General features: G+C 52.2%; 22 protein-coding genes, 1 tRNA gene and 1 pseudogene. 16 read left to right on the top strand and 8 right to left on the bottom strand.

All coding sequences use genetic code 11. The features are described from left to right. Positions 1-120: 120 nt before the first annotated feature. Positions 121-1,227, top strand: coding sequence for an alanine dehydrogenase (gene ald / locus PsB1_RS03255; RefSeq protein ID WP_284359031.1), 1,107 nt, complete (start codon positions 121-123; stop codon positions 1,225-1,227). 127 nt (positions 1,228-1,354) lie between these two features. On the opposite strand, the gene PsB1_RS03250 is transcribed toward ald, so the two are convergent. Then, a complete protein-coding gene (locus tag PsB1_RS03250; protein WP_284359030.1) occupies positions 1,355-3,517 on the bottom strand; it encodes a protein-disulfide reductase DsbD family protein in 2,163 nt (720 codons plus the stop codon). A 324-nt stretch (positions 3,518-3,841) separates the two neighbouring features. On the opposite strand from PsB1_RS03250, the gene purL reads away from it, so the two are divergent. From purL to PsB1_RS03225, 5 genes are all read left to right on the top strand, one after another. Then, positions 3,842-6,055, top strand: a complete 2,214-nt coding sequence (gene purL, locus PsB1_RS03245) for a phosphoribosylformylglycinamidine synthase subunit PurL (protein WP_284359029.1) — start codon at positions 3,842-3,844, stop codon at positions 6,053-6,055. A 58-nt stretch (positions 6,056-6,113) separates the two neighbouring features. After that, positions 6,114-6,347 carry a BolA/IbaG family iron-sulfur metabolism protein gene (locus PsB1_RS03240; protein WP_284359028.1) on the top strand — a complete coding sequence of 78 codons (234 nt, stop codon included), beginning with the start codon at positions 6,114-6,116 and terminating at the stop codon, positions 6,345-6,347. A 31-nt stretch (positions 6,348-6,378) separates the two neighbouring features. After that, on the top strand, positions 6,379-6,531 hold the full coding sequence (locus PsB1_RS03235) for a hypothetical protein (RefSeq protein ID WP_284359027.1): 153 nt from the start codon (positions 6,379-6,381) through the stop codon (positions 6,529-6,531). 330 nt (positions 6,532-6,861) lie between these two features. Further along, on the top strand, positions 6,862-7,191 hold the full coding sequence (grxD, locus tag PsB1_RS03230) for a Grx4 family monothiol glutaredoxin (RefSeq protein WP_284359025.1): 330 nt from the start codon (positions 6,862-6,864) through the stop codon (positions 7,189-7,191). A gap of 10 nt (positions 7,192-7,201) precedes the next feature. Continuing rightward, positions 7,202-7,543 carry an iron chaperone gene (locus tag PsB1_RS03225; RefSeq protein WP_284359023.1) on the top strand — a complete coding sequence of 114 codons (342 nt, stop codon included), beginning with the start codon at positions 7,202-7,204 and terminating at the stop codon, positions 7,541-7,543. 53 nt (positions 7,544-7,596) lie between these two features. Here PsB1_RS03225 and rpsD read toward each other — a convergent pair whose 3' ends face one another. Then, complete coding sequence (rpsD, locus tag PsB1_RS03220; protein WP_284359022.1) at positions 7,597-8,217, bottom strand: 30S ribosomal protein S4; 621 nt, start codon at positions 8,215-8,217, stop codon at positions 7,597-7,599. 258 nt (positions 8,218-8,475) lie between these two features. Between rpsD and PsB1_RS03215 the strand changes: the two genes are divergently transcribed. Then, entirely contained in the window at positions 8,476-10,350 is a 1,875-nt protein-coding gene (locus PsB1_RS03215; RefSeq protein WP_284359021.1) for an ABC-F family ATP-binding cassette domain-containing protein, read from the top strand. Between the two features lie 256 nt (positions 10,351-10,606). Continuing rightward, positions 10,607-11,620: a fumarylacetoacetate hydrolase family protein gene (locus PsB1_RS03210; RefSeq protein ID WP_284359020.1), complete on the top strand. Its 1,014-nt coding sequence runs from the start codon at positions 10,607-10,609 to the stop codon at positions 11,618-11,620. Between the two features lie 195 nt (positions 11,621-11,815). On the opposite strand, the gene PsB1_RS03205 is transcribed toward PsB1_RS03210, so the two are convergent. Then, positions 11,816-12,208 (bottom strand): helix-turn-helix domain-containing protein, encoded by a 393-nt coding sequence (locus tag PsB1_RS03205; protein WP_284359019.1) that lies wholly within the window; start codon positions 12,206-12,208, stop codon positions 11,816-11,818. A gap of 215 nt (positions 12,209-12,423) precedes the next feature. Here PsB1_RS03205 and PsB1_RS03200 point away from each other — a divergent pair, with 215 nt between their 5' ends. Beyond that, positions 12,424-13,302 (top strand): 3-hydroxybutyryl-CoA dehydrogenase, encoded by an 879-nt coding sequence (locus tag PsB1_RS03200; protein ID WP_284359018.1) that lies wholly within the window; start codon positions 12,424-12,426, stop codon positions 13,300-13,302. Positions 13,303-13,322: 20 nt separating this feature from the next. Here PsB1_RS03200 and PsB1_RS03195 read toward each other — a convergent pair whose 3' ends face one another. The 4 genes from PsB1_RS03195 to PsB1_RS03180 all read right to left on the bottom strand — a co-directional run bounded on the left by PsB1_RS03195 (position 13,323) and on the right by PsB1_RS03180 (position 16,765). Beyond that, positions 13,323-14,255 (bottom strand): TraB/GumN family protein, encoded by a 933-nt coding sequence (locus tag PsB1_RS03195; protein WP_284359017.1) that lies wholly within the window; start codon positions 14,253-14,255, stop codon positions 13,323-13,325. A gap of 27 nt (positions 14,256-14,282) precedes the next feature. Next, positions 14,283-14,477: a helix-turn-helix transcriptional regulator gene (locus PsB1_RS03190; protein ID WP_284359016.1), complete on the bottom strand. Its 195-nt coding sequence runs from the start codon at positions 14,475-14,477 to the stop codon at positions 14,283-14,285. After that, complete coding sequence (locus PsB1_RS03185) at positions 14,474-15,193, bottom strand: hypothetical protein (protein ID WP_284359015.1); 720 nt, start codon at positions 15,191-15,193, stop codon at positions 14,474-14,476. Before PsB1_RS03185 ends, PsB1_RS03190 begins: the two co-directional genes overlap by 4 nt. A 105-nt stretch (positions 15,194-15,298) precedes the next feature. Further along, positions 15,299-16,765: a glycerol kinase gene (locus tag PsB1_RS03180; protein WP_284359014.1), complete on the bottom strand. Its 1,467-nt coding sequence runs from the start codon at positions 16,763-16,765 to the stop codon at positions 15,299-15,301. 131 nt (positions 16,766-16,896) lie between these two features. On the opposite strand from PsB1_RS03180, the gene PsB1_RS03175 reads away from it, so the two are divergent. From PsB1_RS03175 to PsB1_RS03145, 7 genes are all read left to right on the top strand, one after another. Further along, the gene (locus tag PsB1_RS03175; protein WP_284359013.1) at positions 16,897-19,038 is read left to right on the top strand and encodes an alpha-galactosidase; all 2,142 of its coding nucleotides are present in this window, start codon (positions 16,897-16,899) and stop codon (positions 19,036-19,038) included. Positions 19,039-19,094: 56 nt separating this feature from the next. Then, positions 19,095-20,897 (top strand): translation elongation factor 4, encoded by a 1,803-nt coding sequence (gene lepA / locus PsB1_RS03170; RefSeq protein WP_284359246.1) that lies wholly within the window; start codon positions 19,095-19,097, stop codon positions 20,895-20,897. A 147-nt stretch (positions 20,898-21,044) separates the two neighbouring features. Beyond that, positions 21,045-21,257, top strand: a complete 213-nt coding sequence (locus PsB1_RS03165; RefSeq protein ID WP_284359012.1) for a hypothetical protein — start codon at positions 21,045-21,047, stop codon at positions 21,255-21,257. After that, on the top strand, positions 21,254-21,637 hold the full coding sequence (locus tag PsB1_RS03160; RefSeq protein WP_284359011.1) for a PIN domain-containing protein: 384 nt from the start codon (positions 21,254-21,256) through the stop codon (positions 21,635-21,637). The genes PsB1_RS03165 and PsB1_RS03160 overlap by 4 nt, the downstream gene beginning before the upstream one ends. A gap of 114 nt (positions 21,638-21,751) precedes the next feature. Then, complete coding sequence (locus tag PsB1_RS03155; protein ID WP_284359010.1) at positions 21,752-22,774, top strand: NAD-dependent epimerase; 1,023 nt, start codon at positions 21,752-21,754, stop codon at positions 22,772-22,774. Positions 22,775-22,833: 59 nt separating this feature from the next. Beyond that, positions 22,834-24,231 (top strand): FAD-binding oxidoreductase, encoded by a 1,398-nt coding sequence (locus PsB1_RS03150; protein WP_284359009.1) that lies wholly within the window; start codon positions 22,834-22,836, stop codon positions 24,229-24,231. A gap of 442 nt (positions 24,232-24,673) precedes the next feature. Then, positions 24,674-24,748: transfer RNA gene (locus tag PsB1_RS03145), tRNA-Gly, on the top strand. A 437-nt stretch (positions 24,749-25,185) separates the two neighbouring features. Here PsB1_RS03145 and PsB1_RS03140 read toward each other — a convergent pair. Further along, a pseudogene (locus PsB1_RS03140) lies at positions 25,186-25,435 on the bottom strand (transposase); the annotation flags it as partial. Positions 25,436-25,576: the final 141 nt, after the last annotated feature.

Here is a 25,576-nt window from a genome sequence, read left to right as displayed (position 1 = left end):
TATGCGCGCAAGAATGCGTGGAACCGCTGAGGTGTATGTGATAGGTATAATCGAAAATTTGGCACCACAGCCGCGTGAATTTGCTAGGCCAAAGCATGAATTTTACAATTGGAGGGTGAAATGAAAATTGGTGTTCCAAAAGAGATAAAGCCACAAGAAAACCGCGTTGGCGCTACGCCAGGAACTGTTGCCCAACTGATTGATGCTGGCCATACAGTATTCGTTGAATCCCAAGCTGGTGCGGGCATTGGCGTTTCTAATGAAGCTTATGAGAAGGTTGGTGCCACCATACTTCCCGACGCGGACGCCATCTTCGAAGCAGCAAATATGATTGTTAAAGTCAAAGAGCCCCAACCAATTGAATGCGCGCGCCTTAAGCCACACCACATTTTGTTCACCTACCTGCATCTGGCCCCCGATCCAGAGCAAGCCAAGGCGCTGATGGCGTCGGGCTGTACCGCCATTGCCTATGAAACGGTGGTTGGTCGCGATGGTGGCTTGCCGCTTTTGGCCCCAATGTCTGAGGTAGCCGGGCGCATGGCCACCCAAGTTGGCGCGCATTGCTTGTTGAAGCCTCAAGGCGGTTTAGGCAAGTTGATGGGTGGCGTCCCAGGTGTGGCACCTGCTAAAGTTGTGATTATCGGTGGCGGTGTTGCTGGTTTGAATGCGTGTGAGATTGCCCATGGCATGCGCGCGGACGTAACGGTATTTGACCGCTCCAAAGTCGCCTTAGTCGCCATTGATCGCCAGTTTGGTGGCATGGTAACGACTTTGATGTCCACGCCAGACGCGGTCAAAGAAGCTTGTCTCGAAGCAGATTTGGTTATTGGCGCGGTGTTGATTCCTGGCGCTTCGGCACCAAAATTGGTGACGCGTGACATGTTGTCTCAGATGAAAGACGGCTCAGTATTGGTCGATATTTCCATTGACCAAGGCGGATGTTTTGAAACCTCCCGCCCGACAACCCATAATGACCCAACCTATGTGGTTGATGGGGTCGTGCATTATTGCGTTGCCAATATGCCCGGTGCCGCACCCTTAACCTCCACCTACGCACTCAATGCGGTGACAGCGCCTTACATGCTGGCTTTGGCCAATAAGGGTGTTGATCAAGCTTTGGCAGATGATCCAGGTTTTGCACTTGGCCTTAATGTGCAAAATGGCAAAATAACATATAAAGCGGTACAGGATGCGCTTGGCTTGCATGAGGGGCATCCAACAAGATAAATCATCACACAATGAATTGTTAATGTGCTTCAACTGACTTGGACATGGCACTAAATACGCGAAAGCTAAATAGGTCATGTCAAGGTTGGTACTTAGACCAAAGGCCTGCAATTTAAAATTGTATGGCCTATTGAATAGCTTGGATGAACGTTTTTGAGTCGAGTAGCTGTGGCAAGATGATGGGTTCGGATGAACCTAGCTTATAGACGAGATAGAGGGGTACACCCACGCGACCATGGCTGGCAAGTGCTTGGGCGATCGTATCGTCACGCTTAGTCCAATCGGCGACCAGATAGACTATTGTATCTCCTTTGAGAGCCGCGCGGACAGCCGGATCTGAAAAAACAGTTGCTTCATTGACTTTACACGTCACGCACCAATCGGCCGTGAAATTGACAAAGATGGTTTTGCCCCTGCCTTGTAGCTCTTTAACCCGTGCCGGAGTCCAAGGTTCACCACTTAATTGGCTGCGGGAAGCCGTCGCAGCCTGACTGGGTGCTTGGCTAACATGATAGGCAGCCCAGCCTAATCCCAGCGCTAAGATTGCCCCTGCACAGACTTTACCGATTAAGCCATTCCACCACCGTACAATCCAAATCGTCATTCCGCACGCCAAGACCCCAATTAAGGCCGAAACCACCCCAAACTGACCAACTTGAGCCCCTAGTACCCAAATCAACCAAATCGCGGTTGCGAACATGGGGAAAGCTAAGGCTTCGCGAAGTCGTGCCATCCAAGGCCCTGGCCTTGGTAAAGCGTTCAACAAGGCTGGCATCCAAGTTAAGCCCATAAAAGGTAGGGCAAAGCCTAACCCCAAGGCGGCAAAAACCAGAAGAGCAAGGCCTGCAGGCTGGGTCGCAGCATAGCCTAAGGCAACTCCCATAAAGGGCGCTGTACAGGGGGCGGCAACTACGACAGCCAATATCCCAGTAAAGAAAGAGCCACGATTCCCACCTGTGCTAGCCAAACCTGTACCAGCATTTTGTAAAGTCGTGCCGATCTCAAAAAAACCTAGAAGATTAAAGCCAATCAACACCATCAGGATTGCCAAACCGGTAACAATTATGGGTGATTGCAATTGAAAGCCCCATCCAGCAGCCATTCCTGCCGTTTTCAGGCCAATCAACAAGCAAGCCAAGCTTAAAAAGCTGACCATCACACCAAAACCGTAAAAAAGACCATGCATGCGCGCATGGGTTTTATCCCCGTGGGAAGCCTGGATAAGACCCAAAGCTTTCATCGATAGTATAGGAAACACACATGGCATTAGGTTTAAAATCAACCCACCTACAAAAGCCATCACAACAGCTTGAAGCAGGCCAAATGAGTGCGCTTTACCGGTATCAGAAATTGTGAGTGAGCGAGCAGACGATGATAAGGGTGGTGTTGATTGAACTGGGCCTTGCACCTCATAAGCTCGCTCATTAGAACCTTTGCCCAACACTAATACACCCCTAATTGGGCCAACTAAGGGATCGGGAAGCGAGGGTGATTGGACTAAATTGATGGCAAATCCAGTATCGCCTCTAACAAGTTCTTGCGGCTTTGCAAAATCAATCAAGGCTCCAAGCTTGAATTCATAGGGAAAAAAATAGGCTATATCTGGTTGCTTAATGCCGCTTAGAACCAATTGTAACTTAGTGGCATCTAATCGGGTCAGATGCGCCTGCCCTGGAAAGGGTTTAGGTAGATTTAAGAGTGCAGACCCAATCTCCTGAGCGGCCGCTGCTTGGATGCTTTTGCTGGCCACAGGCAAAGTCAAGGAAATTTGTCCTTCACCAGGGATGCACACGTCCGAACATTCAAGCCAAGTGGCTGCCGCCTCAAGCGTGATCGACGTATCGGGCTTAGCGGTGGATGGCACCGAAATCTCGATCGGCAAAATGACCTCATTGGAGAAACCATAATTGACCAAGGGCCCAAACGGGATTGCACTCGGCTTTGGCCATTGAATTGGGCCTGCCTTCACTCCGTTAGATAAGGTCCATCTTAGCTGAGTTGGTTCACCCGAATCGCCTGGATTACGCCAGTAAGTATGCCAATCAGGAGCAATCACCTGTCGGATTGCCACATGAAATACCTCGCCAGGTCTCACCGCGGCGCGTTCACTGATCAATTCGATTTCAACATTGGCTGATCGCGCGGTGGGGCTGTGACGTGGTTGGATCGAAAAAGCTGGGGTGTTTTGCATAGAGGCAACACGCCCAGAATCAGGTGAGGAGGCGATTTGTGCGTTAGCATAACCCGCCAAGCTTAAACTTATCATTGTTGCGATTAGCACTGACTTCATTTGGGTATCCCTTATCAGCATTATGTAGGGTTTTTTGCTGATCAGGCCAATCGGATCGGGCACGAATACTTTAAATTGTAGCGCTCTGAACTTGAGCACCTAAAGATTTATCGGTCCGGGGCACCATATACTTGGCCCTAAATCACCCCCTAAATCGCCCCCAAAACGCCTTAGGAGCTGAGAACTAGGTTCAGCTGGAAAATCCAGCTGCGCATGTGTTCAATGGGCTACAACGCCAAAGACTTGCCATGCGGGAAAGGAAATACTGCAGGGGATCGAAGCTACTGCCTTCAAACCTGCCCCAACCCACGCTAAACGGAGCGTATGACCTCGATTACCCCCAAAGATCCGCCTATGACCGAAGCGCTTATTGCTGAGCACGGCCTGTCAAAAGATGAGTATGACGTTATTCTGGCGCGCCTTGGCCGCCCACCCAATCTCACCGAATTGGGCATTTTTTCAGTCATGTGGTCAGAGCATTGCAGTTATAAGAGCTCACGTCGGCATTTGGCAAAATTTCCAACTAAGGGGCCGCGTGTTATTCAGGGCCCTGGTGAAAATGCGGGTGTTATTGATATTGATGATGGTCAGGCCGCTGTGTTTAAAATGGAAAGCCATAATCACCCAAGCTTTATCGAGCCGTATCAAGGGGCGGCAACTGGGGTGGGTGGTATTATGCGTGATGTCTTTACCATGGGCGCGCGCCCCATTGCATTAGCCAATGCGCTGCGATTTGGCAGTGCGGATCACCCTTTGACCAAGCGGCTGGTTTCGGGTGTGGTGTCGGGCATTGGCGGCTATGGCAATTGCGTTGGGGTACCCACAGTTTGTGGGGAAACCAATTTTCATCCGGGCTATAATGGCAACATTCTCGTCAATGCGATGTGCGTGGGCTTAGCCGATGCCGATAAAATTTTTTACGCGCGCGGCGCCAAAGCCGGTAGCCCCATCGTTTATTTTGGCTCAAAAACGGGTCGCGACGGTATCCATGGTGCCACCATGGCCAGTGCAGAATTTGATGAAGCCAGCGAAGATAAGCGCCCGACCGTACAAGTTGGCGACCCATTTGTTGAAAAGCTGCTGATTGAAGCCTGTCTCGAATTAATGGCCACCGATTCTATTGAAGCCATTCAGGACATGGGGGCAGCGGGCCTCACATCTTCGTCGGTGGAAATGGCGGGCAAGGAATATCTGGGGATTGAGCTTGATATGAATTTGGTTCCGGTCCGCGAAGCGGGCATGACACCCTATGAAATGATGCTGTCGGAAAGCCAAGAGCGGATGCTGGCGATCTTAAAGCCGGGTCGTGAGGCCGAGGCCGAAGCCATCATGAAGAAGTGGGATATTGATTTTGCCGTCATCGGCCACACCACCAATAGCGGGCGCATGGTTCTTAACTGGAATGGCGCATGCGTGTGCGATATTCCTGTTGCCCCTTTAAGCGAAGATGCACCCAATTATGATCGCCCCTGGGTAGAGCCCACGCTCAGCCCGGCCGTAACCAGCGCGGATCTGCCTGCCATCACCGACTGGCGAAGCGCTTTGATCACTTTGTTGTCATGCCCGGATGGTTCTTCTAAGCGTTGGCTCTGGGAACAATATGATCGCCATGTCATGGCCGATAGCTTGGAAGAAAGTGCAACGCCTTCTGATGCCGCGATTGTGCGCGTGCACGGAACCCGTAAAGCACTGGCCATCACATGCGATTGTACGCCGCGCTATGTGCAGGCTGACCCATATCAGGGCGGCAAACAAGTTGTGGCTGAAGCTTGGCGCAATCTGACCGCCACCGGGGCAAGCCCGATTGCGCTGACGGATAACCTCAACTTTGGTAACCCACAGCGCCCAGAAATCATGGGTCAATTTGTGCGCGCGACCGATGGCATGGCTGAAGCCTGCGCCAAGCTCGATTTTCCTGTCGTTTCGGGCAATGTCAGCCTGTATAACGAAACTTCAGGGGCGGCGATTCCACCAACCCCGGCTATTGGTGGGGTGGGTCTATTGCTGGATTACACCAAACGCATTGGATTTGGGGCGGTCCATGCTGGCGATTTGGTCATTCTTGTGGGCCAAACTACGGACAATCTGGGCTCAACCTTGGGCTTGCGCGAATTATGGGGGCGAGAAGATGGTGCGCCACCGCGCGTGGACTTGGCGCTGGAACGCAAAACCGGTGATGCGATCCGCCACTTGATTCAAGCCGGCATGATCCGCTCGTGCCATGACCTCTCAGACGGCGGGCTTTTGGTTGCTGCCGCAGAAATCGCAATAGCCTCGGGAACAGGCTTAGCCTTAAGCTTAAAAACCACGCTCCCGATGGAAGCAGCTTTACTGAGTGAGGATCAAGCGCGCTACCTCATGATCGTAAGCCCCAGCCATGCCGATACTATTTTCGACGCCTTCCAAGGCTTAGATATCCCTTGCGCGCCCCTAGGCACCGCAGGGGGGTGCGAATTGGCGATTGAGGGGGTTTTGGCCGCGGATGTGGTTGACCTCAAACAAGCCCATGAAGCTTGGATGCCCGCCTTTATGGCTTGATACAGACGGGTAAAATCGGCATCTGACGCCGGATCAAACGCAAAGATTGGAAACCTCCATGCCTATGGCAATATTAGACATCCAAACCATGCTTCTAGAAGCCTTTCCCGACGCAGAAATCGAGATCATCGATTTGGCGGGTGATGGCGATCATTATAAGGCTGTCATCAAAAGTAGTGCTTTTGCTGGGCTTAGTCGTGTGAAGCAGCACCAAGCCGTCTATGCCGCGCTTAAAGGAAAAATGGGCGGGGAGCTACACGCGCTGGCGCTTGAAACCTCGGCCAAGGAATAGTGCTGAGCCTGTTCGTGACACCAATTGAAAAATGAATGAGATTTCTTTCGTCTGGGACGGCTTTGGTGCAGGCCATGCCTTCCCCAAAGGCCTCATTCAATTGTTAGTGGGCGATTTGACGGGTCAAGTCCGCTTCGCGCCATTGACGCGCGTTTGGCTCTTTAGAACCAAGTTGCGCGTTTAAATCAAGAAATTAGGTCCCCCTCTTTTTAAGCAAAAAAGAGGGGGACCTAGGGCGGCAGCTTTCCAAAGGAAAGCTGGACTTGATGCGACAAAACGCCCGGTCATCATCGAAAAGCGGTTTTGTGACCAGAAGGGGCACCAAAGCGCGTCCCAGACCCTTTTGCATAGGATCGCATCAGCTCCCTTGCCTTTAGGGCTAAGGCAAAATGGGATAGAGCCTAGCCCTTACCCCATTCTCATCCTATATATCCGATAAGAACACCATGCGGCCCTAATTTCCGGGCCAAAGGCGAAATAATCAGAGGCCACAATCCCTGTCAGGAGACATGTCATGAGCGATGCCCTTCAGTTTATTGATAACTTGGTAAAGACCAACGACGTCGTATTGTTCATGAAGGGCAATGCGCGCATGCCCCAGTGTGGATTTTCTGGCACAGTTGTTAAGATCCTCGATCATGTCGGCGTGAGCTTTCAAGATGTGAATGTTCTGGCCGACGATGCGATACGCCAAGGCATTAAGGATTATTCCAACTGGCCCACCATCCCCCAGCTCTATGTTAAGGGTGAATTTGTTGGCGGTTGCGACATTGTTCGTGAAATGTTTGAAACCGGCGAGCTCAAGCAATTGTTCAGTGAAGCTGGGGTCGCTATCGAGGCCTAAAGGTGGATTTATGGATCCTAAAAGCGTTCATACCCCATTTTTTGACGCAGCATCGCCAGATATCCGCGAAAGATTGGTTGCGATCCAATCAGAAGTAATCAAGCGCATCCCAGATGCAATTGCCTGCGTCAGCTACCGCATGCCGGCTTTTCGACTGAGCCGAGTATTCTTCTATTTCGCCGCCTTTAAAGCCCATATCGGCATCTATCCGCCGGTACGAGAGCCGCAAGCGCTCATTAAACTCTTAGAGCCTTTTCGCGGGCCCAAGGGCAATTTGAGCTTTCCGCATCATCAGGCCTTACCCCTAGATTTGATCGGCCAAATGGCCGAAGCATTAGTGAAAAGGCACTAAAAAACCCGCCCTGAAGGTTCAGAGCGGGCTTTTTATCATTTAGATTTAATCGCTTAGGAAGCGTAATATTCCACAACCATGTTGGGTTCCATTTTAACTGGATAAGGCACATCGGCTAGTTCGGGAACGCGCAAGAAAGTGGCCTTCATCGCGCCAACATCCATTTCGATGTAATCGGCAAAGTCACGTTCGGGTGAATCGAGTGCTTCAAGAACAAGCGCCATGTTTCGAGATTTATCGCGCACTTGAACAATATCACCTACACGCACACGGTAGGAAGGGATATTCACCTTCTTACCATTGACGGTCACATGACCGTGGTTGACGAATTGGCGGGCGGCAAATACGGTTGGCACAAATTTAGCGCGATAAACAACAGCGTCCAAGCGGCATTCCAACAAGCCGATCAGATTTTCTGCGGTGTTGCCTTTGCGCCGTGCTGCTTCTTCATAGAGACCCGCAAACTGCTTTTCAGTGATATTGCCATAATAGCCCTTAAGCTTTTGTTTGGCCCTTAGTTGGGCACCAAAAGCTGAAACCTTGGCAGGACGTGCGGAAGGACCATGTTGGCCAGGCTTATAAGTACGCTTATTGACAGGGCTTTTGGGGCGTCCCCACAGATTTTCGCTGAGGCGACGATCGATTTTATACTTCGCAGCAATGCGCTTTGACATGTTCAGTCCATTATCGTTTTGACGGTCCGGGCGTCACACGATGTGCCGCGATTGCAATGGCCGGATATCCATCACCCATCATAACCGACCCCGCAGATCAAGCTGCTCGGGCAGGAAGGCGCGCTTAAACGGGATTAAGCACACAGAGTCAAGATTTCGCGGCAGTTTGGCAGGCGCGTGGCCGCCACCATCGTGACATCGGCTTCAATTGCGACTATCAGGTAGCGCTTATTCCCCTCACCAAAAAACCGCCTCCTTATGTTGCAGATCACCGACCTTACTTATCGCCTTGCGCGGCGCGTATTATTTGATGGGGCCAGTGCTGTGATCTCCGATGGCTGGAAGGTTGGCCTTGTAGGCAAAAATGGCGCTGGCAAATCGACTTTGTTGAAGTTGATCCAAGAAGCCGTCTCCTACAACGACGGCAGCATTCGCCTGAAGCGAGGTGCCCGTATGGGATTTGTGGCGCAAGAAATCGCGGCCACGCCAGACCCGATGCTGGACGTTGTTTTGGCTGCCGACCATGAGCGGGCGAGCTTGATGGCCGAGGCCGAGACCGCGACCGACCCCATGCGCATCGGGGAAATCCACACACGTTTAGCCGATATTGATGCTTATTCTGCCGAAGCGCGCGCCAGCGAAATCCTAGTCGGGCTGGGATTTAAACAAGAAGAGCTGATGAACCCAGCGGGCTCATTTTCTGGTGGTTGGCGCATGCGCGCGGCGTTGGCTGGCGTACTTTTTTCTATGCCTGATCTTTTGGTCCTCGATGAGCCGACCAATTATCTGGATTTAGAAGGTGCGGCTTGGCTTGAAAGCTTTTTGCGCAAATATCCAAATACGGTTTTGGTGGTTAGCCATGACCGGGAAATGCTCAACCGATCGGTTACACATATTATGGCACTGGAAGACGCTAAGCTTGAAGTTCATACCGGTGGATACGACACCTATATGCGGCGTAAGGCAGAGCGTGCAGCGTTGATGGCAGGGCAAAAGGCCAAGCAAGACGCAGCCAAGGCGCATTTACAGGCCTTCGTCGATCGCTTTCGCGCCAAAGCTTCTAAAGCCCGCCAAGCGCAAAGCCGCATCAAAATGCTGGAGAAGATGCAAGATATTGCGGTTCCCATTGCTGAGCGTGCCATGCCATTTCATTTTGATGAGCCTGCCGAGCTTGCTTCACCCTTGGTCCAACTCGAAGAAGCAGACCTTGGCTATATTGAAGGAAAGCCCGTTCTTCATAAAGTCAATTTCAGGCTGGATCATGATGATCGCATTGTGATCATTGGTCCCAATGGTCAAGGTAAAACGACCTTGGTCAAGTCGATTGGTGCGCGTCTTGAACTCCTTGATGGCAAACGCCACGCCTCAAAGGCTGTCAGAATCGGCTATTTCAGTCAGGATCAGCTAGATGAATTGCGCAGCGGCGAAACCGTCCTCCAGCATGTGCGCGATCTCGAACCCGAATGGCCGCCCTCGCGCCATCGTTCGCTTGCCGCCCGCATGGGCTTTGGGCAGGAAAAGATCGATACCAATGTCGATAAGCTCTCAGGCGGCGAAAAAGTGCGCCTGCTCTTGGGCCTGATGGCACACACAAAGCCGCATGTTTTGATCTTAGACGAACCTACAAGCCACCTCGACATCGACAGCCGCGAAGCCTTGATTCATGCACTCAATGCGTATTCTGGAGCGGTGCTTTTGATTACCCACGATGTTTATCTAGCCGAAGCCTGCGCTGAACGTTTATGGCTGGTCCACCACGGCCACGCCCGGGTTTATGATGGCGATTTGTCCGATTATCGCAGCTTGGTCCTCAATGCCGACCGGCCAGAAGGGAGAAAGACCATTAAATCGGCAAACAAAGGCGGTGATGAAGGCGCACAAAACCACTATGCTAAAAGGCAGCCCTCTGTTTCGAGTTTGAGGTTTAAATTAGCCGACGCTGAAAAGACCATCGCCCAAGAACAGCACGCCATAAAGGTCATTGATGCGCGTTTGTCTTCCCCTAGTTTTTATACCGAGGGTGCCGAGCTGTTGGCCGATCTTGCCCAAAAACGCGAATGCCATGTCCAAGCATTAGCAGAAGCTGAAGCGTTGTGGATTGAAACCAGCGAAGCGCTTGAAACATTAAGCTAGGACCTGGACCCGTATTGGTGCCCTCAAAGCAGGACTGTGGTTTAAGTATGGTTATGAGCTTTGATGGTTCATGGGCCAATGAATAAGAGATAAAGGCCTTGGGATCAGGCAGTGCCTGTACTAAAGTCTTCCAATATGAAAATTTTGATCATCAGTTCATTTCTGCTGCAATGAGTTTGGCGCTGGATTAGGATTGAGGGTGTGTTTATTTCGTGCTTCAGACGCCAAATCATCCAGATTTATTCAAGGAATGCCCATGAAACTTGCATCTTTAAACGAGGGCCGTGATGGGCGGTTGGTCGTGGTTTCGCATGATCTTACCCACTACACAGACGCTGGTCTGATCGCTCCGACAATGCAGGCTGCCCTTGACAATTGGGCGCAATGTAGGCCGGCTTTAGAGACACTTAGTCAAGCCCTTGAACGGGGGGCTGTTCCAACTTCAAGGTTTCATGAACGCCAAGCCCATTGCCCGTTGCCGCGCGCCTTTCAATGGGCGGACGGATCTGCCTATGTTAATCATGTGCAATTGGTGCGCCAAGCTAGGGGTGCGGCCATGCCAGAAAGCTTCTGGACAGACCCCTTAATGTACCAAGGTGGATCGGATGATTTTGTGCCCCCGCGCGCACCCATTAGACTGGCAGATGAAGCATGGGGTTGTGATTTGGAGGCCGAAGTTGGGGTCATAACCACCGATGTACCTCAAGGTATCAGCCCGCAAGCAGCTTGTGAGCACATAGCTTTGGTCCTTTTAGTCAATGATGTCAGCTTGCGCAATTTGATCCCCGATGAATTGGCAAAGGGATTTGGATTTTTTCAAGCCAAGCCCGCTAGCTCATTTTCTCCGGTTGCGGTGACGCCTAAAAGTCTTGGAACGCTTTGGGATGGGGGGCGCTTACATGTGACCTTATGCGTGGATCTCGATGAAAAACCGCTTGGTCGCGCAGAAACCGGGGTGGATATGACCTTTGATTTTGGCACATTGATTGCCCACGCCGCGCGAACACGTAATTTGTGCGCCGGCACGATCATAGGCTCTGGTACTGTATCAAATCGCGATCAAAGCGGTGGCCCCGGCAGGCCCATAATTGATGGGGGCTTGGGCTATTCATGTTTAGCAGAAGTCCGTGTAGTTGAGACTATACTTCATGGTGCGCCGACCACCCCCTTTTTGCGGCATGGTCAAACGGTGCGCATCTTTGCCAATGATCATAAGGGTCATTCAATTTTTGGGGCGATTGAGCAAAACATAGTTCCCCTCAATTCATAATCCTTTTTGAGTTGATGATTGTCATGATTTAAGGTCGGCGTATGGTTATGGATAAAAGAAATATGCAACCATAGTTGATGCGCAATTGAGTTAATGTTTAACCCGTGTTCATTAACTTGAGTTGTAAAACATGACACAAAGGAAAAAGCATTACACGATTATAAATCCATCAAGATTGCCATGAAACGGCGGAGGTTAAGCCGCGTCTGTAGCGAAGTCCTTTAACGCATTTGCGAGGTCAAGAAGGCGCCGTCTTGGACGTTCACCCAAACGAGAATAAGCGCGGATCAGTTCGAGTGTCTCTTTTCGGCGCAATACATCTGGTGCAATTTCATCATCATTGGCAGGTTGTTCGTTGACAGAACTTTTATGTATTAGTCCATCGTAAAAATACTGAACTGGGATCGATAAAGCCCCAGCAAGCTCAAACAGGCGGCTGGCCGTAATCCGATTGGCTCCACACTCATATTTTTGGATTTGCTGAAAGCGGATGCCCACATAATCGGCCAATTGTTGTTGGGTCATGCCCATCAGCCGGCGCCGACGTCTTAGACGTCGCCCAACATAAAGGTCGATGGAAGTGGCCATGGGAACTCCAAGATCGAATTTCGCGTTTGTGGGGCCTTTCGGCGATCCGAAACGGGACGCCACACGCGTCGTTTTCATTCCAGAAGCAAACGGCGTGCCGCCCGCCTGTCATAAAGTCGCAGCATTAGCCGCTTGCCGTAAGCGCGCCCTAAGCTTAGCTTGCTGCATCTGCGAACAAAAGCAGTGAGATGATTCAGGGTAGGTCTTTGTGGCAAATGGCACATATTAAAACAATTGGTGTAGTCGGTGCAGGTCAGATGGGTAATGGTATTGCCCATGTCGCAGCTTTAGCGGGATATGATGTCTTTCTTTCAGATGTCTCAGAGGAGCAATTATACGCTGGACGTGCTTTAATTGAGCGCAATTTGACCCGGCAAGCCAGCCGCGGATTGATCAAGGACGAGCAGGTCAAGCCTGCTTTGGCGAGAATCGTCACCACGACTGCCCTTACAGATTTAGCCAATATTGATTTGGCGATTGAAGCGGCCAGTGAAAAAGAAGATATCAAACGGGCGATCTTTAAATCCTTGTGCGAAATAATCCGACCAGACACGATTTTAGCCTCCAATACCTCTTCTTTGTCGATAACGCGATTGGGATCTTCCACGGATCGGCCAGAGCGCTTTATTGGGCTTCATTTTATGAACCCCGTTCCGATGATGAAACTGGTTGAAGTTATTCGCGGCCTTGCCACCAATGAGGAAACTTATGAAGCGGCGACCCAAGTCGTGACCGCTATGGGTAAAACCATCACCAATGCAGAAGATTTTCCTGCCTTTATCGTCAACCGGGTGTTAATCCCTATGATCAACGAGGCGGTTTATACTTTATATGAAGGCGTGGGCACGGTTGAGGGCATTGATAAGGCGATGCGCCTTGGAGCTAATCACCCAATGGGGCCATTGGAATTGGCAGACTTTATCGGGCTTGATACGATTTTATCGATCATGCAGATCCTCAATGAAGGCCTAGCCGATACCAAATATCGGCCATGCCCACTGTTGGTCAAATATGTTGAAGCAGGCTGGCTTGGCCGCAAAACCGACCGTGGCTTTTATGATTACCGGGGCGAGACCCCTGTCCCAACCCGGTAATCGGATACATCGCCCTTCAATTATTTCGTTTTGACCGGTGTTGGGCGTAGGCCTTTTTTCTGCAAAAATGCTTGCACGCTATCGCTACCCCCTAAATGACCGGCCCCAACCGCCACGAAGACCGTGCCAGGCTGAGCCATACGTCCGGCAATCCAATTGGCCCACTTTTCATTGCGATCGGTCAAAAGTAGCTTGCCGATGGCAGGCTGGGAACGCAGTCTCTCGTTCATCATGGACGCTAGACGCTCAAGATCACCGCTTGACCAAGCAGCGACCATATCTTGAAGCATTTTGGTGGAGCTATCCCATTCTTCAATGGTGGAGACCAACATCGCGCGCTGTTGTTCTTCGTTGAGGCTTGCAAAAAAGCCAATCTGTTCAGCGCCCGTTTCAAATCCGCCCACAGGCTTATTGGCGGCCCGCGCTAAGCCATCCAAAGTTTTGTCGGCACCATTTTTGGGATCAAGGCCCAATTTTTGAAAAAGGCCAAGCGATAGGACAAGACTGCCAAGCCATGGCTGCATACGCTCCACCGCTTGGGGCGGGATGCCTGATTGAGCGATAATGGCGGTTAATGCGGCCTTCTGCGTCTCGGTCAAGCCATCGCTGATCTTCTGCTCTGGCGGCAATTGTCCTTTGGTTTGCATGAGCTGAACAATAGCGGGACCTTCGGCCTCCATATCGGCGATTTCTAACTGTAGGGCGTCAGAAGCTTCAAAGGCGGCCTTCACCGCGCCATGGTTCCAGTCCAAGTTGGCGGGCATCAAATGCAAGGTACCAAAGAGATAAATCCGGGTGTCGGCATCTTTGATTAGCCACAGGGCAGGGTACGCCTTTTGCGTCTTTGGTGAGGTTTGGCTGGCAGGTACCGGATTGGGCTGCGCATAGGCGCTACTGATCAGGAGGGTTGAGACCGCACAGCCAGCGATCATCTTTAACACTGTGTTTCTCATGGGTTGGTTCCTTTCGGTTTTATGGGATTAAGGTTCATCGTCGAAAATCGCTTCGATGGGCAAAGAGAACAGGCGTGCGAGTTTGAACGCCAAGGGCAGGGAAGGGTCATATTTGCCCGTTTCTAAGGCATTGATGGTTTGGCGGGAGACATCGAGCGCGTTGGCAAGTTCGGCTTGCGACCAATCACGCTCCGCGCGGAGTACTTTTAAGCGGTTCCTCATGTGTCTGCGTGCTCCCGCAGTGACAATATGTTGGGGTCGCGCTTAAAGGCCACCCAACCGTTCGTGATCAGATAGACCCATTGATAAAGCACGAGCCAACTATAGCCTGAAAGCGCAGGTATCAACTCAAGCTTGTTGGCAACAAGGCCGATCAGAGCGATCAGTAACAGGATGAAGGAGGAAAGCGCGCATGCCTCGACCCAGATCGCGCGGAAAAATTCATCTAAGATGGACCAAAGCCGCAGCGCGCTCCACACCATAGCCGCCACACCAATGCTTGCTGCACCCACAAAGAGGGGCGCGTTGGCGGGGGAGTGGTGCGCCCCGATCTCCAAAACCGTCAGCACCCCGAAAGCGGCGCTATAGCCCAGATAGAACAGGATAAGATAAGGATAGGCTTTGCGTGAACTGGGGTTGCCGCCCAGGCCGCCAGTCAAGACGCGGCTACCGGCCACGCCCTTATGCATCAAGGCGAGGCCGTATAGGGTAGCAGAGATGATATAAGTGCCCAAAAGCACAAACCCTAAACCAATACTCAAGCCGGTACTAAAGGAAACATCCGACAAGAAAGGGCTGTCGCCTGCCTGTCCAGCCTGCTTCACCCATTTTCCTGTGAGATATCCAATGCTAGCGCCAAATATGACCAATAGCCCAATCAACCCCAAAAAGAACAAGCTGCTTTCGTTAAACCGCTTTGCACGCTTAATCTCAGACATGTCATGTATCCTTATCTTTATGACAAGACTACTTGTCATAAGCGGACCCTAGAAGTCAAGCGTCATTGACTAAAAGTCATGCATAATTGTCAGTACGGGGTGGGTTTAGGCCAACACACGCCCAATCGCGTCGGCCCAACCCGTCAAGCGTGCTTTGCGGTGTGATGGCTCAAGACCCGGTTCAAAGTGTTTTTTTGGGCCGCGCATCACCATGGCGTCCTCTAAACTGGCATAAAGCCCAGCGCCCACACCCGCCAGCATCGCTGCCCCCAAAGCGGTGGTTTCGATAAAGTCGGGTCGCTCTACGCGAATGTCTAACATGTCTGAGAGGTCTTGGGCCACCCAGTCATTGGCGACCATGCCACCATCGATGCGCAGCTCCGCCCAATCGGCCCCGTCAGCGGCAAAAGCGGTTTTGAGGTCATAAGTCTGGTGCGCCATGGCTTCTAAGGCGGCGCGTACGATATGGGCCTTCTGCGATGAAAAGCTTAAGCCAAGCACAGCGCCGCGCGCATCAGGCTTCCAATGGGGTGCGCCAAGACCGCTTAAGGCTGGCACCACATAAACCCCGCCATTATCAGGCACACTGCGCGCAAGCTTTTCAGTTTCTAAAGCGGTCCCAATCAGGCCAATATCGTCACGCAGCCATTTAATCAGGCTGCCTGCCACAAAGATGGAACCTTCCAACGCATAATGGCGCACCCCGTTCAATTGCCAAGCAATGGTGGACAACAAGCGGTTCTTCGACTGGGGTAAGGTACGCCCGGTTTGGGTCAGTACAAAGGCCCCGGTGCCAAAGGTCGCCTTGGTTTGCCCGGGTGCAAGACAGCCTTGCCCGATAGTTGCAGCCTGTTGATCGCCCGCAAGGCCTGTAATCGCGATGGGTACGCCAAAAAGCTCAGGTCGCGTTTTGCCGAACTGGCCCGCGCAATCAACGATTTCCGGCAAGATATGGCGCGGCACCGCAAAAAGATCGCATAAGCCATCGTCCCAGCCCGCACTGCCAATGGCCATCAAAGAGGTGCGCGACGCATTGGTGGCATCGCTGATATGCTGCCCCCCCGTTAAACGAAAAACCAAATAGCTTTCAATCGTGCCCACCGCGAGATGGGGCCCAGCCGCGCGCAGCTGTTCCCAATCACTCAAAGCCCATCCCATTTTGGAGCCGGAGAAATAGGGATCCAGCAAAAGCCCAGTTTTGGCCTGCACCACCGCTTCTTCACCCTGATCCTTGAGACTTTGGCAAATGTCAGTGGTCCGCCGGTCTTGCCACACGATGGCGGGCGCTAAAGGCTCGCCCGTACGCCTATCCCAAAAAACGATGGTTTCGCGCTGATTGGTGATCCCAATGCCTGCAATCTGATCCGCGCCGCCGGCCTTAGCGACCATTTCCTGCGCGCAGACCAGCGTCAGTTCCCAAATCTCTTGCGCATCATGTTCTACAAGGCCCGGAGCTGGATAGAATTGGGTGAGCGGGCGCTGCGCTGTGGCCAAGCATGTCCCATCTTGGCCAATCAACATGGCGCGGATTGAAGTTGTGCCTTCGTCAATGACAAGGATTTTGGTGGGCAATGCTTCTCCCCCTCAAAGTGGCTTTTAAAGACAGCCTAACCAGCCCTTCATGAGGATACAAGGGCACCTCAACGCGCACTATGGCTTTGGTGAGGGGTCATGCTAAACAGCGTTCAAGGGAGTTTTAGTGCATGGATTATATCAAACTTGATTGCCTCGGGACCAGTTTGGTGATCCGTGCTGCCATAGGTGCGCCTCCGTCGATCCTATATTGGGGCCCAAGCCTTGATCATAAAATGGACCCTCACACGCTACAGGCATTGGCTGGTCAGCAAGGCGGGCCAGGGGCTAGTGATGTTTTCATTGCTGGCTCCATGGCGATGGAGGCAAGCCTTGGCTTGCTTGGTCCTAATGGGGTGGTTGTTCACCGCGAGGGCCGCGATTGGGATACACGATTTGACGTGGTTTCGCATCAGCATGAGGGGTTTAGGGTCACCGTCACATGCATGGATTCATCGACCCTTGTCGGGCTTGTATATCACATCGCGCTTGATCCAAGCTCTGGTGTGCTCAGCTTTGCATCCCAGCTCACCAATTACGGCGAAAAATCCCTTGAAGTGAATGAATGTGCCACGGCCGTCTTGCCCATCCCCAGTCATATGACTGATTTGATCGGTTTTAGTGGCCGCTGGGCAATGGAGTTTCAAACCGAACGGATCAAGCGATTTGCCGGAACTTATCTGCGTGAAAACCGCCGTGGCCGTACGTCGCACGATCATTTTCCAGCTGTGTTCTTAGCCAGTGCTTCAACTACAGAGATGCAAGGGGAGGTTTATGGGTTGCATTTGGGTTGGAGTGGCAATCACCGCCTTCGCGTCGATAGCCTCCATGATGGTCGGGTCTTTACGGGCCTTGGCGCTCTATTGGGACCTGGTGAAATCCGCCTCGAGCCTGGTCAGTCCTTTGAGGCACCCACGATCTATGCGGCTTATTCCAACAAGGGATTATCGGGTATTAGTCAAAGATTTCATCACCTTGTGCGACACACTATTGTGCGCAAAGAGGTTTGGAAGAAGCCGCGCCCGGTTCATTACAACACCTGGGAAGCAGTTTATTTTGACCATGATTTTGATAAGCTTAAAGGTCTGGCGGATCGCGCCGCGCATTTGGGTGTTGAGCGTTTTGTCTTGGATGATGGCTGGTTTGGCTCGCGCCGCGATGACACTTCTGGGCTGGGGGATTGGTTTGTCTCACCAGAAATCTATCCTAAGGGATTAGGACCTTTAATATCCCATGTTAAGGGGCTGGGGATGGAAATGGGGATTTGGTTTGAACCTGAAATGGTCAATCCCAATTCGGATCTCTATAGGCGTCATCCAGATTGGGTGCTACAGAGCCTAGGCCACGAGCAAATCCCGTTTCGCAATCAATTGGTGTTGGATATCTCCCGGCCTGAGGTTTCCAACTATCTCTATGAGTGTCTGCATCAGCTTCTGAGCCACCATGCCATCAGCTACATTAAATGGGATATGAACCGGGATTTGAACCATCCAGGCGACCATCGCGGCTATCAGCGCTCGCACGCGCAGGTCTTGGCGCTCTATGCGCTGTTGGAACGCCTGCGTAAGGCCCATCCCCATGTGGAGATTGAAAGCTGTGCTTCAGGGGGTGGGCGTGTTGATTATGGGATTTTGGCCCATACCGATCGTGTCTGGACCTCAGACAGCAATGATGCGCTCGATCGGCAGGTCATTCAACGCGGGGCCAGCTATTTTATGCCACTCGAGGTTCTGGGTGCCCATGTCGGGCCCAAGCATTGCCACATTACGGGCCGCACATTATCAATGGCGATGCGCGCAGGCACGGCTCTATTTGGCCATATGGGACTTGAGCTGAACCTGTTGACCGAGCCTCAAGGCGAACTGGAAGAGCTAAAAGCTGCTATCGCGCTCTATAAGCGCTACCGGGGCTTGTTGCATCACGGCCATTTGGTTCGACTTGAGACACCGGTGGAGATTGTGGCAATGGGTGTGATTAGTCATGATCAGCATGAGGCGCTATTCTCAGTGGCTTTGATGACCGGATTTAATGAACGTCTGGCACCGCGAATATTCTTCGCAGGCCTTGACCCCGACAAAAACTATAGGCTGACCTTGATCTGGCCGCAGCATATGCGCCGCTGGTCTCGTGGCTCTATCCTCGACACATTGGATTTGACTGGCGCAGGCGCGCGCCTCAGTGGTAAAACCTTGCAAGAGGTGGGGCTGGGATTGCCTTTGACCAACCCAGAGCAGGTTTTGGTGTTCCATCTGCAGGGAGAGGGTGCGGTCTAGAGCATCCACCGCATCTGGCCCTTTCCCCCATGGGCTGGTCAGGCTATGTCGGCGCTATGATTCCGCGTGAAAACATCCGCAACTTCTCCATCGTCGCCCATATTGACCATGGCAAATCCACCTTGTCTGATCGCCTGATCCAGCGGACAGGGGGCCTCACACAACGTGAAATGAAAGAGCAAGTGCTTGACAGCATGGATATTGAGCGTGAGCGGGGGATTACCATTAAAGCACAAACGGTGCGGCTCGATTTTCACCGCGATGGGCAAGATTATGTACTCAATCTAATCGACACCCCAGGCCATGTAGACTTTGCCTATGAGGTTTCGCGATCTTTAGCAGCATGTGAAGGCGCGCTATTGGTGGTGGATGCCAGCCAAGGAGTGGAGGCTCAAACCCTTGCAAATGTCTATCAAGCCATTGATGCAGATCTCGAAATCGTTCCGGTTCTCAACAAGATTGATTTGCCCGCCGCAGAACCAGATCGGGTCAAGGCCCAGATCGAGGAAGTGATTGGCATTGATGCCTCGCAGTCTATCATGATTTCGGCAAAAACAGGCATAGGCATCGAAGATGTGCTCGAAGCCATCATTACTCGCTTGCCCCCTCCAAAAACTGGCAACCGTGATGCACCGCTCAAAGCTTTGCTGATGGACGCTTATTACGATCAATATCTGGGCGTCGTGGTGTTGGTGCGCATCATGGATGGGGTGATGCGCAAGGGCATGAATGTGCGCATGATGGCGACTGGTGCCAATTATGGCCTTGACCGTGTCGGCGTCTTTAAGCCCAAAATTACCGAAGTTGACGAATTGGGCCCGGGCGAAATTGGCTTTTTGACCGCTTCGATCAAAGAAGTCGCCGACGCTGCCGTTGGTGACACCATTACCGAAGAGCGGCGACAAACCACCACCATGCTGCCGGGCTTTAAGCCAGCCCAACCCGTGGTATTCTGTGGCCTCTTTCCTGTCGATGCTGCTGATTTTGAAGATTTGCGCGCTGCTATGGGCCGTTTGCGCCTCAATGATGCGAGTTTTTCCTATGAGATGGAAACCAGTGCGGCACTTGGCTTTGGCTTTCGCTGCGGCTTTTTAGGCCTTTTGCATCTGGAGATTATTCAAGAGCGCTTAAGGCGTGAGTTTAACCTCGATTTGATCGCGACGGCACCCTCGGTTGTCTATGAAATCAAAATGAAAAATGGCGAAACCGTCAGCCTGCATAACCCCGCTGACATGCCAGACGTGATGGCCATTGAAGCGATTGAAGAGCCTTGGATTAAAGCCACCATCCTGACGCCGGACGAATATCTGGGTGGCATTATGAAATTGTGCCAAGATCGGCGCGGCAATCAACGCGAACTAACCTATGTCGGCACCCGCGCCATGCTGGTCTATGAATTGCCGCTCAATGAAGTGGTTTTTGATTTTTATGACCGCCTTAAAAGCATCTCCAAGGGCTATGCTTCGTTCGACTATACGATTGAAGGCTATAAGGTCGGTAATCTGGTAAAAATGTCGATCCTGGTCAATGAAGAGCCAGTCGATGCGCTTTCTATGCTGGTGCATGCCGGGCGCGCAGAGATGCGCGGGCGATCCATGTGTGAGAAGCTTAAAGACCTAATCCCGCAGCATTTGTTCAAAATCCCCATTCAGGCGGCGATTGGCGGCCGTGTTGTCGCGCGCGAAACCATCTCGGCCATGCGCAAGGATGTGACCGCAAAATGCTATGGCGGTGACGCCAGCCGCAAACGCAAACTATTGGATAAGCAGAAGGCCGGTAAAAAGCGGATGCGCCAGTTTGGCAGTGTCGATATTCCCCAAGAAGCCTTCATTGCGGCCCTGAAAATGGATGCGGATTAGGGGTGGGACCAATTGAAGTCGACTTTGATCGGTTCCCACTTCCTTCGAGTTATTCGAATGCCAAAATCCTAAAAGCTCTTGCGCAAGCCAATATTTAGCAACTTGCTGGAGATTGAAGCTGGGGATTTTTTATGGTATCGATTCCCCATGTCGGCAGTTCGTAAAATCACGGTTGAAGTTCTAGAGGCTGATCTTGCTTTAGCGCAAGAGCACTGCGGAGGCAGTATAACCGAAGCGGTGCGGCAGGGCCTTGAGCACTTAGCGGCAGTGCGGCGGCGCAATATTTTATTGGCGTTACAGGGTAAGGTCACGTTTTCTGATACGTGGCAGACCTTACGCGGCAAGGACGATGAAGATTGATTGTCGCCGATAGCAGTGTGTTGATCCCTTGGGCTGAAGGGGACACGACGAAAAAGACTGACTTGTTGGGCTATCATATAGAGCAACAGACATTGCGCGTCGTACCTATTTCAATAACAGAACTATTATCTGCACGCGTTTTGCGTCCAGAAATTAGGCTATTGGCCGATGCTCTGAGTGTCTTGGAATTAAAGGACGGTTATTGGTCACGTGCGGGAATATTGCGGGGTCTGTGTCTAGCTTCTGGACGTAGCGCAAGACTGGCCGATGCCCTCATTGCCCAAGCGTGTCTTGATGCAGACTTACCGCTTTTGACCAATGATAAGGATTTTGAGGTCTTCCAAGTCATTGGCGGTCTCAAGCTTACTGGCACGGAATAGTGCCACATACCCACTGCCCCCGCCTCTAGCGCACGTAGGGAATTGCGTTAAATAGCCAAGGCACCTCAGCGCCAAAGTCTAACTCGGCCCACTGCCACCAAGGAACCCAACACGATGAAAGTGCTTGTCACTGGTGCAGCAGGATTTATCGGCTTTCATACGGCAGCGGCTTTGTTGCGACGCGGGGACCATGTCGTCGGCTTTGACGTCGTAAATGATTATTATGACCCAGCCCTCAAAGAAGCACGCTTGCACCAATTAGTCAGTTTAGCGCGCGAGCTTGGGGGCCATTTCGAGTTCATACGCGCGGACCTGGCCGATGCAGGCGCTGTAGACGCGTGTTTCGCTGCGCATCAGTTTGACCGCGTAATCCATTTGGCGGCCCAAGCGGGCGTGCGCTATTCCCTTGAAAACCCGCGCTCTTATGTCGCCTCGAACATCATCGGCTTCACCAATGTGCTCGAAGCCTGCCGACATCATAAAATCGCGCATTTAACCTATGCCAGCACATCAAGCGTCTATGGCGGCAACACCCATATGCCGTTTGTGGAGACCGATGGCGCCGACCATCCGTTGCAATTTTACGCGGCGACCAAGCGCGCGAATGAGTTGATGGCCCATTCCTATAGCCATTTATTCGCCTTACCGACCACGGGCTTGCGCTTTTTTACCGTCTATGGGCCTTGGGGACGCCCGGACATGTCGCCTTATCTGTTCACCAAAGCGATCTTTGCGGGTGAGCCGATCCAAGTGTTCAACAATGGCCACCATAGCCGCGATTTTACCTATGTGGATGATATCGTTGAGGGCGTGATCCGGGTCAGCGATCAACCGGCCAAACCCAATCCAAATTGGGATGGCAACGCCCCAGACCCGTCTAGCTCCTCGGCACCATTTCGGATCTATAATATCGGCAATAGCGATCCCGTCCTGCTCTCCGATTATATTGCCCATATTGAAGCTTGCGTCGGCAAAAAGGCGATTTTGGACTTTTTACCACTACAACCCGGCGATGTGCCTGACACGTCCGCCGACGTCACAGCCTTAGTGGCCGCGACTGGCTATAAGCCCTCTACCCCGATTGGTGAGGGTGTGGCGAAATTTGTTGATTGGTATCGATCTTACCACGGGCTTTAAATCTTGGCTCTGTAGATTGGACTCTGGGCGGGCTAGGGTTTTGAAGCTATAAGGCCAAGATGGACGCTCATTTTTCGACACTCACGCGCCTGCAAGACGCACTTGGCCCCAATGGCTGGACGCGCGACCCTGACCTCATCGCGCCGCATCTGGTCGAATGGCGTGACCGCTGGAGCGGGAATACGCCTTTGATGCTGATGCCTTCAACAACCGGCGAAGTCGAAATTATACTTGGTATCTGCCATGAGGCCGGTCTGGCGGTGACGACGCAAGGGGGTAATACAGGCCTAGTTGGTGCGCAAATCCCGTTGGGTGAAGTATTGATTTCCACCAAGCGCATAAATGCCATCCGCGCGATTGATCCGGTGGACGATGCCATCATTGCTGAAGCCGGTGTCATTTTAAGCCAGGTTCATGATGCCGCGCACCAGATCGGCAAGCGGTTTCCAATATGCTTAGCGTCGGAGGGTTCGGCGACCATTGGCGGCTTGATTTCCACCAATGCGGGCGGGGTGCATGTGCGCCGCCACGGCATGATGCGCGCCCAAGTTTTAGGCCTTGAAGCTGTGCTGCCCAATGGCACACGCTACGACGGGCTTTCGGTCTTGCGCAAGGATAATACGGGCTATGATCTCAAGCATCTGTTCATTGGGGCTGAGGGAACTTTGGGGTTCGTTACAGCTGCAACCTTGAAACTGGTGGCACAATCGCCTTTCACAACGGTTGCTTTGTTGGCTTTGGACACGCCCGAGCAGGCGGTTAGGCTTTTGCATCGTTTGGAAGCACAAACAGGTGCTGTTGCGGCCTTTGAAGTTATGAACCGATTAGGCGTTGAACTTGCCCAGAAGAATTGCGCCAATATGGCGGTCCCCTTTGGCAACGTTCCTAAATGGTTGGCACTGGTTGAGTTTGAAGGTCCAGACCCAGACTTGGCCGTCCGCGTGGAAACGGCCCTAATGGCCGCCATGGAAGAAGGCTTGGTGCAAGAAGGGGTCGTGGCGCAAAACCAGATGCAGGCCAAATCGTTTTGGGCTTTGCGTGAAAACATGAGTGCGGCGCAAAAGCCTGAGGGGGCGGCGGCCAAGCATGATGTCTCGGTCCCGGTCTCGAAAATACCAGCCTTTTTAGTGCAGGCCGATCAGGCCGCGCGGCAGATCGTGCCTGGATGTCGCATTGTCGCTTTTGGCCATTGTAGCGACGGCAATATTCATTACGACGTCATTCAGCCCCAAGGCGTATCCGCGCAAAGCTTTCAAGGTCTTGTGCCGGCCTTAAACGAAGCGATCCATGATGTAGTGATGTCCTTAAACGGCTCCATCTCCGCCGAACATGGTATTGGGGTCAGTCGTCGTGAAGAGTTTTTACGCCGGGAACCTGCGTCACATCTGGCAATGATGCGCGCGATTAAAGCAGCTTTAGATCCCCATAATATTATGAATCCACGGGTGTTACTATAATGGCCTTAAGTCGGATCGGTTGGGGAGTGTGGATAGTAAAGCAAGCAGTTTGATATAGACCACCGGTGGCAGAATGACCCAGCTTGGCGAAAAGTTGTGTCGTCAGCAAGGTATTGGCTTGATATCCAAGCGACCTTTTGAGTCTTGAGATACAAAGCGCAAAATGGAAATCTTTCTGCTTGGTATCCAATCTGGCAAGGGTGAAGGTGGCGTGTCTGGCGGCTTTCAGACCTGATATGGCAATCATTCCAGATTGGCCCCTATCCCCCTTTAGGCACCGTCCACTTAGGAATCGTCCACCTTAGGCAAGAGGTCAATGAAGGACCTATCAAAGACAACCCTTGCCACCGTGGGGAAAATAGTCATAAAGAACGACCTGAAAACGAGTGCTGTAGCGGGCCTGTAGCTGGCTACTCTTGAATAAGTGCTAAGTATATGATTTGCGGGCGTAGTTCAGAGGTAGAACGTCAGCTTCCCAAGCTGAATGTCGTGGGTTCGATTCCCATCGCCCGCTCCAAAAAGTGCTCGTCGCCGCTCCTATAGCGGCGTCAGTCGAAACAAGCAAAGCCGGTTTTGTAACGCCTTTGCCGCAGGCTATGCCTACGCAAAGGCGGCATTAGAGCATCAGCGCGCAAGATGGGATGTCAAGGGGTGAAAGTCCCTTGACACCCCATCCTGCGCAGACACCATGGAGACGCGGCTTCAAGGCAAGCAAAGCGCCGCCTGAACCGTTCCAAGTCCTTGATCTAAAGTCTGCCCGATGACGCTATGCGTACGCACCACCACCTCTGGTACGGTCGCATCACATTGTCCGATACAAACTGGGCAAACTATACGCCCGACGCTCGCTTACCTTATGGTCCTTTATCGCTAAAACTACAGCGCGGCGCTCACATGGTCGCCGCAGCGCTTGAACCGATGGCACATAGCGGCTCCACATCAGTAGTTTTGTTGCCAAGTTTTTTTGAACCAGATTGTCAAGCATCGCAACGGCCAACAAGCGCTTTAGACGCCCATTCTCTATCTCCAACGCCTTCAATTTCTGCGCAACTGATACGCTCATTCCGCCGAACTTGGCTTTGTACTTGTAGAAGGTCGCATCCGAAATGCCGTGCTTGCGGCACACCTCCGAGGTCGACATCCCACTCTCGTGTTCCTTGATCATCGCAATGATCTGTTGCTCGGTAAATCTGCTCTTGCGCATCTGTCATCCTCTCGTGCTCTGCCACCTGAGACTTGGACCATTTGGAATTAGAGTTTTGTGCCGTAATTTTCCTTGGCTGGACGAGGAGGTTTGGCATGAAAGCATCGAAGTTCACGGACGCCCAGAAAGCGTTCGTCGTGA

This window comes from Candidatus Phycosocius spiralis (assembly GCF_030158815.1).
Classification (GTDB): Bacteria; Pseudomonadota; Alphaproteobacteria; order Caulobacterales; family Aquidulcibacteraceae; genus Aquidulcibacter; species Aquidulcibacter spiralis.
Note: the sequence above shows the minus strand (reverse complement) of the source record. Positions and strands in the feature narration are given on the sequence as shown.

Excerpts from the sequence above, each read along its gene's own strand:
- PsB1_RS03200 (WP_284359018.1), top strand. The coding sequence starts at position 12,424 with ATGGCACATATTAAAACAATTGGTGTAGTCGGTGCAGGTCAGATGGGT.
- PsB1_RS03240 (WP_284359028.1), top strand. The coding sequence starts at position 6,114 with ATGCCTATGGCAATATTAGACATCCAAACCATGCTTCTAGAAGCCTTT.
- PsB1_RS03210 (WP_284359020.1), top strand. The coding sequence starts at position 10,607 with ATGAAACTTGCATCTTTAAACGAGGGCCGTGATGGGCGGTTGGTCGTG.
- PsB1_RS03225 (WP_284359023.1), top strand. The coding sequence starts at position 7,202 with ATGGATCCTAAAAGCGTTCATACCCCATTTTTTGACGCAGCATCGCCA.
- PsB1_RS03185 (WP_284359015.1), bottom strand. The coding sequence starts at position 15,193 with ATGTCTGAGATTAAGCGTGCAAAGCGGTTTAACGAAAGCAGCTTGTTC.
- PsB1_RS03205 (WP_284359019.1), bottom strand. The coding sequence starts at position 12,208 with ATGGCCACTTCCATCGACCTTTATGTTGGGCGACGTCTAAGACGTCGG.
- purL (WP_284359029.1), top strand. The coding sequence starts at position 3,842 with ATGACCTCGATTACCCCCAAAGATCCGCCTATGACCGAAGCGCTTATT.
- PsB1_RS03235 (WP_284359027.1), top strand. The coding sequence starts at position 6,379 with ATGAATGAGATTTCTTTCGTCTGGGACGGCTTTGGTGCAGGCCATGCC.
- grxD (WP_284359025.1), top strand. The coding sequence starts at position 6,862 with ATGAGCGATGCCCTTCAGTTTATTGATAACTTGGTAAAGACCAACGAC.
- PsB1_RS03190 (WP_284359016.1), bottom strand. The coding sequence starts at position 14,477 with ATGAGGAACCGCTTAAAAGTACTCCGCGCGGAGCGTGATTGGTCGCAA.
- PsB1_RS03165 (WP_284359012.1), top strand. The coding sequence starts at position 21,045 with ATGTCGGCAGTTCGTAAAATCACGGTTGAAGTTCTAGAGGCTGATCTT.
- rpsD (WP_284359022.1), bottom strand. The coding sequence starts at position 8,217 with ATGTCAAAGCGCATTGCTGCGAAGTATAAAATCGATCGTCGCCTCAGC.
- PsB1_RS03195 (WP_284359017.1), bottom strand. The coding sequence starts at position 14,255 with ATGAGAAACACAGTGTTAAAGATGATCGCTGGCTGTGCGGTCTCAACC.
- PsB1_RS03175 (WP_284359013.1), top strand. The coding sequence starts at position 16,897 with ATGGATTATATCAAACTTGATTGCCTCGGGACCAGTTTGGTGATCCGT.
- PsB1_RS03155 (WP_284359010.1), top strand. The coding sequence starts at position 21,752 with ATGAAAGTGCTTGTCACTGGTGCAGCAGGATTTATCGGCTTTCATACG.
- lepA (WP_284359246.1), top strand. The coding sequence starts at position 19,095 with ATGATTCCGCGTGAAAACATCCGCAACTTCTCCATCGTCGCCCATATT.
- PsB1_RS03215 (WP_284359021.1), top strand. The coding sequence starts at position 8,476 with ATGTTGCAGATCACCGACCTTACTTATCGCCTTGCGCGGCGCGTATTA.
- PsB1_RS03250 (WP_284359030.1), bottom strand. The coding sequence starts at position 3,517 with ATGAAGTCAGTGCTAATCGCAACAATGATAAGTTTAAGCTTGGCGGGT.
- PsB1_RS03150 (WP_284359009.1), top strand. The coding sequence starts at position 22,834 with ATGGACGCTCATTTTTCGACACTCACGCGCCTGCAAGACGCACTTGGC.
- ald (WP_284359031.1), top strand. The coding sequence starts at position 121 with ATGAAAATTGGTGTTCCAAAAGAGATAAAGCCACAAGAAAACCGCGTT.